Genomic DNA, 15,805 nt, shown 5'->3' with positions numbered 1-15,805 from the left:
CCGAGCCACCACCCGCTGCAGCTCACAGGCAAGAGGCTCCAAGCTGCGTGCCGCTGGCAGCGCGTAGGCCCTTTCGGTCAGCTCTTGGCGGCGAGGTCGGCGTAGTCGCCGAGACGGCCCGTGCGCATCACGCGCTCGAGCAGCAGGTCGAAGTTGCGCGCCATCTCTTGCGCGCCCTCACCCGGCCAGACGTGCAGCGGCTTGGCCGCGCCCTGCGCCTGCTGCAGCGACGTGCGCTCGGGCAACTGTGGCGAGAGCACCAGCGGTCCGAACATGTCGCGCAACTCTTTGATACGAAACTGGTGCTCGAGCGACTGCGAACGAACCCGGTTGACGATGATGCCGAGCGGCTGCAGCCGAGGCGAGAGCCCACGGCGAATCTCTTCGATGGCGCGAAGAGCGCGGTCGGCGGCGGCCACGGAGAACAGCCCGGGCTCGGTGACGACGGTCACCCGGTCGCTCGCGGCCCAGGCGGTGCGAGTCAAGGCGTTCAGCGAGGGGGCGCAGTCGATGAGCACGAGATCATAGTCGCTCTCGACGGTGGCCAGTGCCTCTTCGAGCTTCCAGATGTCGCGGATAGACGGGTGCGGCCCGTCGAAGTTGAGTGCCGACGGCGAACCGATCATGACGTCGATGGTGCCGCCGCGGTCTTTGGTCCAGCCGCTCGGAGCGATGGCGGCGCGCACGATCTTCTCTTTCGGCGACGCGAGAACGTCGGCCACGTTGAGGTGGCCCGTGACGTTGATGTCCATACCGGTCGAGACATCGGACTGCGGATCGAGGTCGACGACAAGCGTACGCAGCCCCTTTGCGAAGGCTGCCGAAGCCAAACCGAGGGTCACGGTCGTCTTACCGACACCGCCCTTGAGTGAGCTGACGCTGAGTACATGCACAATCGTCTACGTTACCTTCACTAGGCTGGGAGAACCTAACTGTCGCCTGTGTGCTGCATCGATGCCGCACGACCATCAGAAGGACTCCATGTTCAAGAAGATTCTGGTAGCAAACCGTGGTGAAATCGCGATCCGTGCATTTCGGGCTGCGTATGAACTCGGTGCAAAGACGGTTGCCGTCTTTCCCTACGAAGACCGAAACTCGATGCATCGTCTGAAGGCAGACGAGGCCTACCAGATCGGCGAGGTCGGGCATCCGGTTCGCGCGTATCTCGATGTCAGCGAGATCATTCGCGTCGCGAAGGAGTCGGGCGCCGACGCCATCTACCCGGGGTACGGCTTCTTGTCGGAGAACCCCGAGCTCGCAAAGGCCGCCGCCGAGAACGGCATTACCTTCATCGGCCCGGGTCAGCACGTGCTCGAGATGGCCGGCAACAAGGTCACCGCTAAGGAACACGCGATCGCTGCGGGTGTTCCGGTGCTGAAGTCGACGCCGGCGACTCGAGACATCGAGGAGCTCATCGCCGGGGCGGAGGCGATCGGTTTTCCGATCTTCGCCAAGGCCGTCGCCGGTGGTGGCGGGCGCGGCATGCGCCGGGTCGAGACCCCCGCCGATCTGCGCGGTGCGCTCGAGGCGGCCATGCGAGAGGCCGACAGTGCGTTCGGCGACCCGACCATGTTCTTGGAGCAGGCGGTTCTGCGGCCCCGGCACATCGAGGTGCAGATTCTCGCCGACGCGCACGGCACCACGTTGCACCTGTTCGAGCGCGATTGCTCGGTACAGCGCCGCAACCAGAAGGTCATCGAGATCGCTCCGGCACCCAACATCAGCGACGAGCTGCGCGATGCGCTGCACTCCGACGCCATCAAGTTCGCCAAGTCGATCGGGTACGTGAACGCCGGTACGGTCGAGTTCTTGGTGGATACCGTGGGGGAGCGCGCGGGGGAGCACGTCTTCATCGAGATGAACCCACGCATTCAGGTCGAGCACACCGTCACCGAAGAGGTCACCGACGTCGACTTGGTTCAGTCGCAGATGCTCATCGCCTCGGGCTCGTCTCTCTCCGAGCTCGGTCTGACGCAAGACACGATCGTGTTGCGCGGGGCGGCGCTGCAGTGCCGCATCACCACCGAAGACCCGAACGCGGGCTTCCGGCCCGACACGGGCAAGATCACCACGTATCGTTCGCCGGGCGGCGCGGGCATTCGCCTCGACGGTGGAACCGTGGCATCCGGTGCCCAGATCAGCCCGCACTTCGACTCGATGCTCGCCAAGCTCACGTGCCGCGGGCGTGACTTCGCTACCGCGGTGCGCCGCTCGAAGCGTGCCCTGGCGGAGTTCCGCATTCGCGGTGTCTCCACGAACATCCCGTTTCTGCAGGCCGTGCTCGACGACCCGGCGTTCGTCGCCGGCGACCTCAGCACCTCGTTCATCGAAGAGCGCCCGCAGCTGTTCGCCACCCACGTGTCGAAAGACCGCGGAACGAAGATCGTGAACTGGCTCGCCGACGTCACGGTGAACCAGCCCAACGGCAAGCGCCCCTCGTCGATCGGGCCCGAAGCCAAGCTGCCCGTCGTCGACCTGTCGTTGCCGGCGCCGAGCGGATCACGTCAGCGTCTGCTCGAGCTCGGACCGGTGGGTTTCGCGGCCGAACTCCGGTCGCAGACCGCGCTGGCGGTCACCGAGACCACGATGCGGGATGCCCACCAGTCGTTGCTCGCAACCCGGGTTCGCACAAAAGACCTGGTCGCGGTCGCGCCCTACGTGGCACGGCTCACCCCGCAGTTGTTCTCGATGGAGGCCTGGGGCGGGGCGACCTACGATGTGGCGCTGCGGTTCCTCGGCGAGGACCCGTGGGAGCGCCTGGCGGCGCTGCGTGAGGCGCTGCCGAACGTGGCGATCCAGATGCTGCTGCGTGGCCGTAACACGGTCGGTTACACGCCGTACCCCACCGAGGTCACCGACGCGTTCGTTCGTGAGGCTGCCGATACCGGCATCGACATCTTCCGCATCTTCGACGCCTTGAACGATGTGAATCAGATGCGCCCCGCGATCGAGTCGGTGCTCGCCACCGGCACCACGATCGCCGAGGTCGCGGTCTGCTACACCGGAGACCTGCTCGACCCGGCCGAAGACCTCTACACACTCGATTACTACCTGCGGCTGGCCGAAGACATCGTGTCGTCGGGTGCGCACATTCTCGCCATCAAAGACATGGCCGGCCTGTTGCGCCCCTACGCGGCTGAGAAGCTCGTCACCGCGTTCCGCGAGAACTTCGGGGTGCCGGTGCACGTGCACACCCACGACACCGCTGGCGGCCAGCTCGCGACGCTGCTCGCGGCCTCGCGTGCGGGCGCCGACGCCGTCGACGTGGCCAGCGCCCCCATGGCCGGTACCACCTCGCAGCCCTCGGCATCCGCCCTCGTCGCCGCACTCGCGCACACCGAGCGCGACACGGGACTCTCGCTGCAGGCCGTCTCAGACCTCGAACCGTACTGGGAGGCCGTGCGCCACGTGTACGCCCCGTTCGAATCCGGTCTGCCCGGCCCCACCGGGCGCGTGTACAAGCACGAGATCCCCGGTGGCCAGCTCTCGAACCTGCGCCAGCAGGCCATCGCGTTGGGCCTCGCCGACCACTTCGAGAAGATCGAAGACCTGTACGCGGCGGCGAACCAGATTCTCGGCCGCATTCCGAAGGTCACCCCCTCGTCAAAGGTCGTCGGCGACCTCGCTCTGCACCTCGCGGCCGTCGGTGCAGACCCGGCCGACTTCGCCGAGAACCCGCAGAACTACGACATTCCCGACTCCGTGATCGGCTTCATGGCCGGCGAGCTCGGCGACCTGCCGGGCGGCTGGCCCGAGCCGTTCCGCAGCAAGGTGCTTGCGGGCCGCGACGTGAAGGTCGGTGTCACCGAGGTCAGCGACGGCGACAAGGCGCTGCTCGAGGGGTCGTCGGATGACCGGCGCACCACCCTCAACCGGTTGCTGTTCCCCGGCCCGACCGCGCAGTTCGAAGAGCTGCGCGAGACCTACGGCGACCTCTCGATGGTCGACACCGTCGATTACCTGTACGGCCTGGAACAGGGCGACGAACACGTGGTCGAACTCGAACCCGGTGTGCAGCTGTTCGTCGGCCTCGAGGCGATCGGTGACGTCGACGACAAGGGCATGCGTAACGTCATGACCATTCTCAACGGCCAGCTGCGCCCCGTCTCGGTGCGCGACACCAGCGTGAAGATCACGATCACCCAGGCCGAGAAGGCAGACGCCTCACGCCCCGGCCAGATCGCGGCTCCCTTCTCGGGTGTCGTCACGCTCAAAGTCGACGAGGGTAGCGTCGTCGCGGCGGGTGACGCCGTCGCCACCATCGAGGCCATGAAGATGGAGGCCGCCATCACGACCTCCGTCGCGGGCACCGTGCGCCGCCTGGCCATCCCCAAGACCCAACAGGTCGAGGCGGGTGACCTGCTCGTGGTCATCGAGCCCTGAGCACCTCCCCCCCTCTCTCTCCCGTCCCCTCCCTCCGCCCCCCCTTCGACGCAATCCACTTTGCGAAAAGGCCCCTAAGAACCGAGTTTTGGGGGTCTTTTCGCAAACTCGGCGCCGCCGGGCCGTGGCAGAGAGCAGGTCTGGGGGCAAGTATCGTGGGAGGATCCGCTCGATTCCACCCCCAGGAGAACTCCACAATGACCGTGCGTGAGATTCGCATCTTCGGTGATCCCGTGCTCAAGACCGTTTCTGACGAAATCGGTGTGATCGACGACCGGGTGCGCGGGCTGGTGGATGATCTGCTCGAGACAGTGCAAGTACCGGGCCGCGCGGGCGTGGCCGCCTCCCAGATCGGCGTGAACCTGCGCGCATTCAGCTACTTCGTCGACGACGAGCTGGGTTACCTGCTGAACCCCCGCATCGTGGAACTCTCGGGCGAGCCCGAGTTCATGGACGAGGGCTGCCTCTCGGTGCCGAACCTCTGGTTCAAGACGAAGCGGTATCCGTTCGCGCGTGCCGTCGGCACCGACCTCGACGGCAACGAGGTCGAGGTTTCGGGCACTGGAGTGCTCGCCCAGGCTCTGCAGCACGAAACCGACCACCTCGACGGCCTGCTCTACCTCGACCGACTCGAAAAAGACACCCGTCGCGACGCCATGCGCGCCGTTCGCGAATCCGACTGGTTCTGACCCGTCTTTCGCCGTTTCACGCGTCGATTTGTGTCTGAAAGGCCGCGCGTAGGCGGCCAAAATCGACGCGCGAACTGTGTAGAAGGCGCGCGACAACGCCACGGCGGCGCGCGCGGCGTCGGCGGCGCGCCGAGGGTCAGTGCGGCAGCGAGATCGCCTCGGTGGCGGGCGCTGAGGAGTACATGCGCTCGATGGTGTCGGCGTAATCCTTGACGATGACGCCCCGCTTGATGGTGAGCTTGGGGGTCAGATGGCCGGACTCCTCGGTGAGGTCGACCGGCAGCACCACGAACTTGCGAATCGACTCAGCGCGCGAGACCAGCGTGTTCGCGGCATCCACCGCCTTCTGAATCTCGGCCAGCACCGCCGGGTTCTGCGACGCCTCTTCGAGCGTGAGGTCGGCCTTCTGGCCGTTGTTGCCGAGCCACACCGGCAGCATCTCGGTGTCAAGTGTCACCAGCGCCGAGATGAACGGCTTCTGGTCGCCCACCACAATGACTTGTCCCACCAGCGGATTCGCGCGAATCGGGTCTTCGAGCACGGCAGGCGCCACGTTCTTGCCGCCGGCCGTCACGATGATCTCTTTCTTGCGCCCGGTGATGGTCAAGAAACCGTCGCTGTCGAGCGAGCCGAGGTCGCCGGTCTTGAACCACTCGCCGTCCATCGCCTCTGCGGTGGCTTTCTCGTTGTTCCAGTAGCCGGCGAACACGTTGATACCCGACACCTGAATCTCGCCGTCGGCGGCGATGCGGATGCCCACCCCCGGTAACGGCGGACCCACAGTGTCGATCTTGAACTGGTCGACCAGGTTCACCGTCGCAGGCGCGGTGGTCTCGGTGAGGCCATACCCCTCGAGGATGGTGATTCCCAGGCTCCGGTAGAAGTGCCCGAGGCGATGGCCGAGCGGCGCTGATCCTGACACGGCGTACTTCGTGCGCCCACCGAGGGCCGCGCGCAGTTTCGAGTAGACCAGGCGGTCGTAGAGGGCGAACTTCAGTTTCAGACCCAGGGGGATGCTGCCGGCATCCAGAGCTTCGGAGTGCGCGATCGCCACGGCGGCGGCAGCACGGAAGATCTTGCCACGCCCGTCACCCTCGGCCTTCTGCTCGCTCGAGTTGTAGACCTTCTCGAACACGCGCGGCACCGCCAGCAAGAAGGTCGGCCGAAACGACCCGAGGGCCGGCAGCAGCTGCTTCGTGTCGGCCTGATGCCCCACCTTGACGCCGGCGTGCACGCAGATGATCGCGATGAACCGCGCGAAGACGTGAGCTGTGGTGATGAACAAGAGAGTGGATGCGCCCGGGTGCACGACATCGGCCAGCTTCACAGCGGCATTGCGAGACAGCTCCACGAAGTTCGAGTGCGTGAGAATGCAGCCCTTCGGCCGCCCCATGGTTCCCGAGGTGTAAATGAGCGTGGCCAGATCGCTGCCCTTGGCGAGGGTGCGCCGGCGCTCGACCTCTTCGTCGCTGACGGCGACGCCGCCCGCGACGAGCTTGTTCAGGTCGCCGAGGTCGATCTGCCAGACCTTCGTGATGAGCGGAAGGTCGGGGTGCGCCTCGTCGAAGCGCGCAAAGTGGTCGGGCGTCTCGAGAATGACGGCAGTCGCCTGCGAGTCGCTGAGCGCCCACTGCACCTGCGACGGCGACGAGGTCTCGTACACGGGCACGAGCACCGCGCCGGCGAACCAGGTCGCGAAGTCTATGAGGGTCCACTCGTAGCGCGTGCGGCACATCAGGCCGATCTTGTCGCCGGGCTCGATACCGGCGGCGATCAAGCCCTTGGCCAGAGCGCGCACTTCGGCGAGGAACTCGGCGCCGCTGACGTCGTTCCAGCCGCCGTCTTTCGCGGGCAGCGCGAAGAGCGGCTCGTTCGGGGCGAGCGCCACCCGCTTGACCAGCAAGTCGGTGGTATTCGCCTCGGGATCGGCCTCGACAATGGCGGGGGCGACGAACTGGTCCACGGCAAAACTCCTTCGGTTCTTAGGGTCCGAGTCTACCTGGGCACGTGTCGAGGCGCTCTCGAACGGGTCAGCACAGACGTGTAATGATGAACTGTGCAAGCCATTGGAATCGACATCGGCGGAACAAAGATCGCGGGCGCGCTCGTCGACGAGCTGGGTAATATCCTTCGCGCCGATCGCCAACCGACCACCGCAAGCAACCCTCAGCTCATCGAAGACGCCGTCGTCGCGATGGTCGAACGACTCTCAGAGGGCGTCGAGGTCGAAGCGGTGGGCGTCGCCGCCGCCGGCTTCATCGACGCCTCGCAGTCGATCGTCTACTACGCCCCGAACATCAACTGGCGCAACGAGCCTTTTCGCGAAAAGCTCGAGCACCGGCTGCACAAGCACATCATCATCGAGAACGATGCCAATGCCGCGGGGTGGGCCGAGTTCCGGTTCGGCGCGGGCCGGCTGGTGAGCGACATGGTCATCCTCACCATCGGCACGGGCGTCGGCGGCGCCATCGTCTCGGGCGACAAGCTCTTTCGCGGCGGCTTCGGCGCTGCTGCCGAGCTCGGCCACATGCGCGTCGTGCCCGACGGGCTGCCGTGCGGCTGCGGGGCGCGCGGATGCATCGAGCAGTACGGTAGCGGCCGAGCACTTCTGCGCACCGCCAACGAGCTCGCCGACGCCGGCGGAATCGGCATCGGCCTTGCCGAGGTGCGAGGCCGCGTCGGAACGCTGACCGGCCTCGACGTGAGCGACCTCATTCAAGCAGGCGACCCGGGTGCGCTGCTTGCCCTGCGCACGCTCGGTCACTGGCTCGGCCAGGCTTCCGCGAGTCTCGGCGCAGTGCTCGACCCGCAGCTGTTCGTCATCGGCGGGGGAGTCGCCCAGGCCGGCGATCTGCTGCTCGACCCGATCCGTGCCGCGTATCTCGACGTTCTGCCGGCCCGCGGGTTTCACCCGGAGCCGGAGTTCCGCATCGCCGAGCTGGTGAACGATGCCGGCGTGGTGGGCGCGGCAGACCTGGCACGCATCTACGCCGAATCGATTTAGGGCCGAATCGATTTAGGGCCGAATCGATTTAGGGCCGAATCGATCTGACACCAAACTGTTGCCTGTGTCGGCGTCGAACGCACTGAAGCGCGGATTCACGCCCAGTACAATCGACTGACGGCAGAGAGACGACGATGTTTTATTGGTTCATGAAGTACCTGGTCGCAGGGCCGATTGTGAAGACCCTGTTTCGCCCGTGGACTCGTGGGGTCGAGAACATCCCGAAGACCGGCGGAGCGATTCTCGCGAGCAACCACCTCTCGTTCGCCGACTCCGTTTTTCTGCCGCTGATGATGGATCGCCGCATCAGCTTTCTGGCCAAGAGCGAGTACTTCACCGGCAAGGGCCTCAAGGGCCGGCTCGTTCGGCTGTTCTTCACCGCGACCGGGCAGCTGCCGATCGACCGCTCCGGCGGCAAGGCCTCGGAGGCGTCATTGAACACCGGGCTCGAGGTCTTGGGCAGCGGCGACCTGCTCGGCATCTACCCCGAGGGTACCCGCAGCCCCGACGGCCGGCTGTACCGGGGCCGCACCGGAATCGCGCGCATGGCGCTCGAAGCAGGGGTACCGATCATCCCCGTCGCCATGATCGACACCGAGAAGGTGATGAGCGTCGGGCAGCCGATTCGCATCAGGCGGGTTGGCATCGTCTTCGGAGAGCCGCTAGATTTCTCTAGGTTCGAGGGCATGGAGTCCGACAGGTACGTCTTGCGCTCGATCACCGATGAGATCATGTATGAACTGCATCGCATCAGCGGGCAGGAATACTCCGACGTCTATGCGACTTCTGTCAAAGAGAAGCGAGCACGGGTCGCGCGCTGAACGAAAGCGGCCTTGGCCGCTTTGTCGGATTTCGTCGACATTCGCTCTCACCGAGCATCCACCCCTCCCACACCCACCCCCAACCCAGAAAAAGTGTTGCTGTGATAGATCTAACCGAACGTGTCATCGAGGCTGAGCCTTCTGTGATTGACGGTCTGGACTATTGGCGCACACTGGTGGCCAAGCAGCAGCCCTCGTGGCCCGACCGTTCCGCGGTCGAGGCGGCGTCGGCGCAACTGTCAGTGCTGCCGCCGCTGGTGTTCGCGGGTGAGGTCGACACCCTGCGTGACCGCCTCGCAGAGGCGGCATCCGGTCGCGCCTTCTTGCTGCAGGGCGGCGACTGCGCCGAGACCTTCGCCGGGGCCACCGCCGACCAGATTCGCAACCGCATCAAGACGGTGCTGCAGATGGCGGTCGTGCTCACCTACGGCGCCTCGATGCCCGTCATCAAGATGGGCCGCATGGCGGGCCAGTTCGCCAAGCCGCGCTCGAGCGACACCGAGACCCGCAACGGTGTCACGCTGCCCGCCTACCGCGGCGACATCGTGAACGGCTACGACTTCACGCCCGAGTCACGCACGGCAGACCCGGCGCGCCTCGTGGCGGGGTACCACACCTCAGCTTCGACGCTGAACCTCATCCGTGCGTTCACGCAGGGCGGCTTCGCCGATCTGCGCGAGGTGCACCAGTGGAACCAGGGTTTCACCTCGAACCCCGCCAACGCGCGCTACGAAGACCTCGCCCGCGAGATCGACCGGGCCATCCGGTTCATGATCGCCTGCGGTGCCGACTTCGAGGCGCTGAAGCGCACCGAGTTCTACACCGCGCACGAAGCGCTGCTGTTCGACTACGAGCGGCCGATGACGCGCATCGACTCGCGCACCGGCACGCCCTACAACACGTCGAGCCACTTTCAGTGGATCGGCGAACGCACGCGCGACCTCGACGGTGCGCACGTCGACTTCTTGTCGCGTCTGCGCAACCCCATCGGGGTGAAGCTCGGCCCGTCGACTTCGGTCGACGACATGCTGCGCCTCATCGACAAGCTCGATCCCGAGCGCGAGCCCGGTCGCCTGACGTTCATCACGCGCATGGGCACGGGCAAGATTCGGGATGCTCTGCCGCCCTTGCTCGAAGCCGTACAGGCCTCGGATGCGACCCCGCTGTGGGTCACCGACCCGATGCACGGCAACGGACTCACCACTCCGAACGGCTACAAGACCCGCCGTTTCGACGACGTGGTCGACGAGGTCAAGGGCTTCTTCGAGGCGCACCGTGCGGTCGGCACGCACCCGGGCGGCATCCACGTCGAGCTCACCGGCGACGACGTCACCGAGTGCCTCGGCGGCTCGGAGCACATCGACGAGCACACCCTCGAAACCCGCTACGAGTCCCTCTGCGACCCCCGCCTGAATCACATGCAGTCGTTGGAATTGGCATTCTTGGTGGCCGAGGAACTCCGGGGCGCAAAGGCGTAGGTACCGCGAAGGTCCCCGCCCCGCCCCTGCCCCTGCCCTCCTCTCCGCCCGCACCTCCGACATCGGATTTGCGCAGAAGCACCTATGACCCGCGCTTTAGGTGCTTCTGCGCAAAGTGGATCGGCGGGAGGGTGCGGGGGGAGACCAGAGGGGCGAGACCAGAGGAGCGAGACCACAGGGGCGGCGAGCAGGGGGTGGCTAGCACAGGGGCGGCGACCTGAGGTCAGGGGAGGCCGTTGAAGCTGACGGTGATGGTGGTGCCGCCGGGGCTGCGGGTTCCGGCGACGGGATCGGTGGCCGAGACCGTGATGAGCGCGGGGAAGGCGTCGGCGACCTTGCCGGAGGCGTCGTTGTTGTAGGCGATCTCGAAGCCCTGAGCGGTGAGGGCCTGCTTGGCATCGCTCCACGACTTGCCGGTGACATCGGGAACGGTGGGCTCCGGCCCCTTCGAGACGTGCAACGTGATGGTGGCACCGGTCTGCACGGGGTCGGCGGGCACCTCGTGCGAGATGACGGCACCGGATGCAACGGTGTCGCTGTAGTCCGTCGATCCGACGGTCGACACCAACCCCACGGCCTTCAGCGCCGCTGCGGCAGCGTCGGCAGACAGGCCGTCGATCCCCGGAATCGCACCGAGCGACACGACGAAATGAACCGGCTGCTGGTCGGCATAGGTCGCCCCGAGCGGCTGGCCGTCGGCTCCGAGGGCGGCGATCACCACTCCTGACGCGACATCGGCCGAGAACTGGGTGGCTTTCGCACCGCTGTCGACGGTGAAGTGCGCGTTCTGGGCGGCCGTGGTGGCGTCGGCCTCCGAAAGCCCGATCAACGTCGGCACAGGCAACTGCGCCGGCCCGATCGAGGTGATGACCGTCACGCTCGAGCCGTTCAGCACCGACGACCCGCCAGACGGATCGGTGCCGATGACCGTTCCCGTCGCGACCGTCGGGGAGTTCGCTGTGGCGTCGGTCGTCGTGAGCCCAAGCGCAGTAAGGGCGGCAACGGCATCGGCCGGGGCCGAGCCGGCCGCGACGGTCGGAACCGTGACCTGTCCGCCGGGGCCGGCGCTGAAGTACCAGCCGGTTCCGCCAGCGGCCGCGACGATGAGCACGACGAGAGCAAGAATGATCCAGCCGCGGCGGCGGCGGTGTTTGCCGCGGGCGGCAAGGGCGTCTACCGGGCCTCGCGGGCCCGCCGGCCGAACCGGTGGGGGAGCCGTGGCCGTGGCCGAACCGGAGGCGTTAGCGTAACCGCTGCCGTGGTAGGTCGTGGCGAAATCACTGGAAACGATGCCCGCGGCCGTCGGCGCCTCGGGAGTCATCACACCTGCCCCGGCATAGCCGCTGCTCGCCACCCCTGCCCCGGCCGTCACCACACCGCCGACGTTCGCAGCACCCGCCTGGCCCGCTGCGCCGACTCCGGCAGAAGCCGCTCCGGCTCCGGCACCAGCGGCAAGCGCTCCGCCGCCGGCGACACCGGCCGCTGCCGCCGCTGCGGCGCGCTTGCGACCCCAGCCGCGCGCCCGCGCAGGCCGGAACACCTCGGTCTCGGCATTCACGATCTCGGTATCGAACTCGTCATCGGCGCGGCCGCCATGACCCGCGCCAGCGCCAGAACCTGCGCCCGAACCCGAACCCGCGGCCACGCCGTACCGCTCGGTCACGTCGGGGCGAGGGTCGGTTATTCCGGCGGGTGGCAGCACCGAGGTGCGCAGCATGGCCGCGGTGGCGGCAATGGATGCCGAGGTCGCCGTATCGGCGTGCAACAGCTCGTCCAGCAGAACTCGGGCATCGTGCGGCCGTTCGTTCGGGTCGCGCGAGGTCGCCCACAGCACGATCGCGTCGACCTCCGGCGGCACGGACGGGTTCTTGGCGCTCGGCGCCGGCACCGTCTCATTCGCGTGCTGAAACGCGATCTGCATCGGCTGTTCGCCCTGGTAGGGCTGCTCGCCGACGAGCATCTCGTACATCATGATTCCCGAGGCGTAGATGTCGCTGCGGGCATCCGCCACCCCGCGAGTCAGCAGCTCAGGAGAAAGGTAGGCGATGGTGCCGAGCAGCGCTTGACCCGTCGCGGTATTGGCCGAGGCGGCACGGGCGAGCCCGAAGTCGCCGATCTTGATGCGCCCGTCGTCGGCGAGCAGCACGTTCTCGGGCTTCACGTCGCGGTGCACGATGCCGGCCTTGTGCGCGGCGGCGAGCCCGCCGAGCACCGCCTCCATGATGTCGAGCGTCTGCTCCGTGGTGAGCCGGCCGTAGTCTTTGAGCAGATCGCGCAGGGTCATGCCCGGCAGGTACTCCATGACCATGTAGGCCATCTCGTCGTCTTGCCCCTGGTCGAACACGCTTACCACGTTGGGGTGGGCGAGCCGGGCCGCCGACCGTGCTTCTTGCACGAACCGAAGGCGGAACGCCTCGTCGTCGGCGAGGTGCCCGTGCATGATCTTGATGGCGACACGGCGGTCGAGCCGCAGGTCGTTCGCCACGTAGACCGTCGCCATTCCGCCTCGGGCGATGCGCGAAACCACCTGGTATCGGCCGTCGACAAGACGGTCGAGCATCGGATCGGTGGGCGCGCTGGTCACGCCCGTAGTCTAAATTGCCGACTCCGCGGAAAGCTGTATCGACACTGCGCCGCACCGATACCGCTACCGAATCGAGACGTTCGCACCCCGACGCCTCCGTTTTACGCAAGGGATTGTGCTGCGGTACGACCCGCGTGGCAGGCTTGTGCTGTGAGTGACACAACTTCAGCCCGAACCTGGCTACCCCTGAACGACCTGGCCGAACGGCTGGGCATAACCCCCAGCAAGGCGCGAAAGCTCATCGAAGAGCACTCGCTGCTTGCCGTTCGCCGCGACGGCGTACTTTCTGTTCCCGAGGACTTTCTCGTCGACGACCAGCCGCTCAGCGAGTTGAAGGGCACCATCATCGTGCTCGGCGACAGCGGATTCTCGAACGACGAGATGATGCAGTGGCTGCTCGAGCCCGAAGACTCGCTCGACGCGGCCCCCATCGACGCCCTGCGCGCGGGCCGCAAGGCCGAAGTGCGCCGCGTAGCCCAAGCTCTCGGCTGACCACTCGGGCACGAGACCGGCACCGGTGGCCGAAATCGGCGCGTGTACCCGCGGATCTCGGCCGCACGTGGCGGTCTCGACCGTGCGCGCCGGTTAGGCGTCGCGCTGCGTGATGCGCGTGGCTAGCGTGGCCAGTTGCAGTTTGGCGGGCTCGGCTAGGGGTGCCGTGGCGAGCGCGTGCAGGGCATTCTCGGCGTGTGCGGCGATCAGCTCCTCCACGCGATCCGCAGCTCCGCTGTCGGAGATGGTGGCCTGCAGCATGGAGATCTGCTGCGCATTCAGATCAGGATCGCCGAGCAGCTCGTCGAAGAGCCGCTTCGCGCTGGGCGAGAGCGTCTGCCGGGTGAGCGCGATGAGTACGGTGCGTTTGCCCTCGCGCAGGTCGTCACCTGAGGGCTTGCCTGTACGGTCGGCGTCGCCGAAGACGCCGAGCAGATCATCCCGCAGCTGAAATGCGATGCCGAGCGGCAGGCCGAACGCCTGAAGCGCGGCGATCTGCTCGGCGGAGGCGCCGTGCAGGCGAGCCCCGAGCACGAGCGGCGCTTCGACGCTGTACTTCGCCGACTTGTACACGATCACGCGTTCGGCCCGACCGAACAGCTCGTCTTCGGCCAGCACCGGCCAGGCGTTCTCGTCGAGAATGTCGAGGTATTGCCCGAGCGTGACCTCGGTGCGCATGCGATTGAACTCGAGGCGGGTCGGAATGGCAGACGAGTCGAGCCGCTCGAGCGCCTGCCCCACCAGCTCTTCGCTCCAGGCGAGGAGCAGGTCGCCCATCAGCAGGGCGCTCGCTCGGCCGTAGTCTTCGGCGTCACCCGTGTATGACCTGTCGCGGTGCAGCGTCTCGAAACGTCGGTGAGCCGAGGGCCGGCCGCGCCGAGTGTCGGACTTGTCGATGATGTCGTCGTGAACAAGCGCTGCGGCGTGAAAGAACTCGAGCCCGGTGCACAGCTCGACGAGGGCCGCGAACTCGTTTTCTGCCCGCGTCGACGCGGCGGTCGAGCCCGAAAAATGGAGGTCGGAGACGCTACGCCAGCCCCAATAACAGAACTGGGCTCGGAATCGCTTGCCACCGCTGAGAAGATCCCGCGAGAAATCGGCGAAAGTCGCCAATTCGGGCGCAATAGAGACGAGAATAGGTTCACGTTCTGTGACGAAGTTCGCGATGCGATTATCGACGAGCTTCGTCAGGTGTGTACTTTCTGTCACGCGCCTAGCCTAGCTACAGACTGCGCAGTAAGATTTGCCGTACGACGACCGATTGATGCATCCGCATGGGGAGGTCGCCCGGCCGGTCGATCCCGAACCTGAGGTGAAGAAAATGCCGCTTTCGGAGCAAGAGCAAAAGCTCCTCGATGAGATGGAGCGCAGTCTCTACCACAACGATGCCGATTTCGTGTCGGCTGTCGGTGGTGGCAGGGGCCGATTGAATTACGGGTCACTCGTTCTCGGTGTGCTTCTGGCCATCGTCGGTCTCGCTGTCGTGATCGTCGGGGTCATCTTGCACGCACCCATCGTCGGCATCTTGGGGTTCGCGGTGATGTTCACCGGTGTGCTGCTGGCACTTCGCCCCTCGAAGCTCGGGCGGGCATCCGCTTCGCGTTCGGCCAAGACGTCGTCGTCAGGGTCGAAATCGTCGGGCAACAAGGCGGGTCTCATGGATCGCCTCGGTGATCGCTGGGACAACCGCGACGAGAAGAACGAATAACCAGACTCTTCCGTTCTACGAAAAAGGATCGGCCTTCGGGCCGGTCCTTTTTTTGTGCCCGAAAACGGCGACCCGGCGACCTCGGGGGAGGGAGTGGGGCAGAAGTGGAGGGAAATGATTGTTAAGTGGGGCGAAGTGGAGTAAAGTGGAGGAACACCCGCAGTCTGGCCGGAAATGAGGGGGAGAGTGGCATGTTTCTTGGCACCTACGCCCCCAAGCTCGACGACAAGGGGCGCATCATCCTTCCCGCGAAGTTCCGCGACGAGCTCGCGAACGGCGTCGTCATGACCCGCGGCCAAGAGCACTGCATCTACGTCTTCAGTGCCCGCGAGTTCGAGTCTTTGCACGAAAAGATCCGCCAAGCTCCCGTGACCAGCAAGCAAGCGCGTGACTACCTCCGCGTTTTTTTGTCTGGCGCGAGTGCGGAGAACCCCGACAGCCAGCACCGGGTCACTGTGCCGGCACCACTTCGCACCTACGCCGGTCTCGAGCGTGAGCTCGTGGTCATCGGCGCGGGCAGCCGAGCCGAGATCTGGGACGCCCAGGCGTGGGAGACCTACCTGGCCGAGCAAGAAGCCGCGTTCGCCGACACCGAGGAGGAGGTGATTCCCGGGCTCTTCTAGTTCGTTGTCTGTGACTCCCAGCC

Annotated in this window: 12 protein-coding genes; 8 read left to right on the top strand and 4 right to left on the bottom strand. The window is 66.1% G+C overall.

Annotated features, from left to right (window positions below; genetic code table 11):
• Positions 1 to 77: 77 nt before the first annotated feature.
• A complete protein-coding gene (locus LQ955_RS07055; RefSeq protein WP_231027462.1) occupies positions 78 to 893 on the bottom strand; it encodes a ParA family protein in 816 nt (271 codons plus the stop codon).
• An 88-nt stretch (positions 894 to 981) separates the two neighbouring features.
• Here LQ955_RS07055 and LQ955_RS07050 point away from each other — a divergent pair, with 88 nt between their 5' ends.
• Positions 982 to 4,383, top strand: coding sequence for a pyruvate carboxylase (locus LQ955_RS07050; protein WP_231027461.1), 3,402 nt, complete (start codon positions 982 to 984; stop codon positions 4,381 to 4,383).
• A 197-nt stretch (positions 4,384 to 4,580) separates the two neighbouring features.
• Positions 4,581 to 5,072 carry a peptide deformylase gene (gene def / locus LQ955_RS07045; RefSeq protein WP_231027460.1) on the top strand — a complete coding sequence of 164 codons (492 nt, stop codon included), beginning with the start codon at positions 4,581 to 4,583 and terminating at the stop codon, positions 5,070 to 5,072.
• A gap of 136 nt (positions 5,073 to 5,208) precedes the next feature.
• Here def and LQ955_RS07040 read toward each other — a convergent pair whose 3' ends face one another.
• Positions 5,209 to 7,035: an AMP-dependent synthetase/ligase gene (locus tag LQ955_RS07040; protein WP_231027459.1), complete on the bottom strand. Its 1,827-nt coding sequence runs from the start codon at positions 7,033 to 7,035 to the stop codon at positions 5,209 to 5,211.
• Positions 7,036 to 7,128: 93 nt separating this feature from the next.
• Between LQ955_RS07040 and LQ955_RS07035 the strand changes: the two genes are divergently transcribed.
• The 3 genes from LQ955_RS07035 (at position 7,129) to LQ955_RS07025 (ending at position 10,375) form a co-directional block, all read left to right on the top strand.
• Entirely contained in the window at positions 7,129 to 8,076 is a 948-nt protein-coding gene (locus LQ955_RS07035) for an ROK family glucokinase (RefSeq protein WP_231027458.1), read from the top strand.
• Positions 8,077 to 8,210: 134 nt separating this feature from the next.
• Positions 8,211 to 8,897, top strand: a complete 687-nt coding sequence (locus LQ955_RS07030; RefSeq protein ID WP_231027457.1) for a lysophospholipid acyltransferase family protein — start codon at positions 8,211 to 8,213, stop codon at positions 8,895 to 8,897.
• Positions 8,898 to 9,040: 143 nt separating this feature from the next.
• Positions 9,041 to 10,375 (top strand): class II 3-deoxy-7-phosphoheptulonate synthase, encoded by a 1,335-nt coding sequence (locus LQ955_RS07025; protein ID WP_231028080.1) that lies wholly within the window; start codon positions 9,041 to 9,043, stop codon positions 10,373 to 10,375.
• Positions 10,376 to 10,598: 223 nt separating this feature from the next.
• Here LQ955_RS07025 and LQ955_RS07020 read toward each other — a convergent pair whose 3' ends face one another.
• Positions 10,599 to 12,959, bottom strand: coding sequence for a Stk1 family PASTA domain-containing Ser/Thr kinase (locus tag LQ955_RS07020; RefSeq protein ID WP_231027456.1), 2,361 nt, complete (start codon positions 12,957 to 12,959; stop codon positions 10,599 to 10,601).
• 150 nt (positions 12,960 to 13,109) lie between these two features.
• Here LQ955_RS07020 and LQ955_RS07015 point away from each other — a divergent pair, with 150 nt between their 5' ends.
• Positions 13,110 to 13,451 carry an Rv2175c family DNA-binding protein gene (locus LQ955_RS07015; protein ID WP_231027455.1) on the top strand — a complete coding sequence of 114 codons (342 nt, stop codon included), beginning with the start codon at positions 13,110 to 13,112 and terminating at the stop codon, positions 13,449 to 13,451.
• Positions 13,452 to 13,544: 93 nt separating this feature from the next.
• On the opposite strand, the gene LQ955_RS07010 is transcribed toward LQ955_RS07015, so the two are convergent.
• A complete protein-coding gene (locus LQ955_RS07010) occupies positions 13,545 to 14,660 on the bottom strand; it encodes a polyprenyl synthetase family protein (protein ID WP_231027454.1) in 1,116 nt (371 codons plus the stop codon).
• Positions 14,661 to 14,772: 112 nt separating this feature from the next.
• Here LQ955_RS07010 and LQ955_RS07005 point away from each other — a divergent pair, with 112 nt between their 5' ends.
• Together LQ955_RS07005 and mraZ are read left to right on the top strand one after the other, a co-directional pair.
• The gene (locus tag LQ955_RS07005; RefSeq protein ID WP_231027453.1) at positions 14,773 to 15,159 is read left to right on the top strand and encodes a DUF3040 domain-containing protein; all 387 of its coding nucleotides are present in this window, start codon (positions 14,773 to 14,775) and stop codon (positions 15,157 to 15,159) included.
• Between the two features lie 191 nt (positions 15,160 to 15,350).
• Positions 15,351 to 15,782, top strand: a complete 432-nt coding sequence (gene mraZ / locus LQ955_RS07000) for a division/cell wall cluster transcriptional repressor MraZ (protein WP_231027452.1) — start codon at positions 15,351 to 15,353, stop codon at positions 15,780 to 15,782.
• Positions 15,783 to 15,805: the final 23 nt, after the last annotated feature.

It is taken from the genome of Subtercola endophyticus (assembly GCF_021044565.1).
In the GTDB taxonomy this organism is placed as follows: Bacteria; Actinomycetota; Actinomycetes; order Actinomycetales; family Microbacteriaceae; genus Subtercola; species Subtercola endophyticus.
Note: the sequence above shows the minus strand (reverse complement) of the source record. Positions and strands in the feature narration are given on the sequence as shown.

Bases quoted from the DNA above. Each gene is read 5' to 3' on its own strand.
- def (WP_231027460.1), top strand. From the start codon at position 4,581: ATGACCGTGCGTGAGATTCGCATCTTCGGTGATCCCGTGCTCAAGACC.
- LQ955_RS07030 (WP_231027457.1), top strand. From the start codon at position 8,211: ATGTTTTATTGGTTCATGAAGTACCTGGTCGCAGGGCCGATTGTGAAG.
- mraZ (WP_231027452.1), top strand. From the start codon at position 15,351: ATGTTTCTTGGCACCTACGCCCCCAAGCTCGACGACAAGGGGCGCATC.
- LQ955_RS07050 (WP_231027461.1), top strand. From the start codon at position 982: ATGTTCAAGAAGATTCTGGTAGCAAACCGTGGTGAAATCGCGATCCGT.
- LQ955_RS07005 (WP_231027453.1), top strand. From the start codon at position 14,773: ATGCCGCTTTCGGAGCAAGAGCAAAAGCTCCTCGATGAGATGGAGCGC.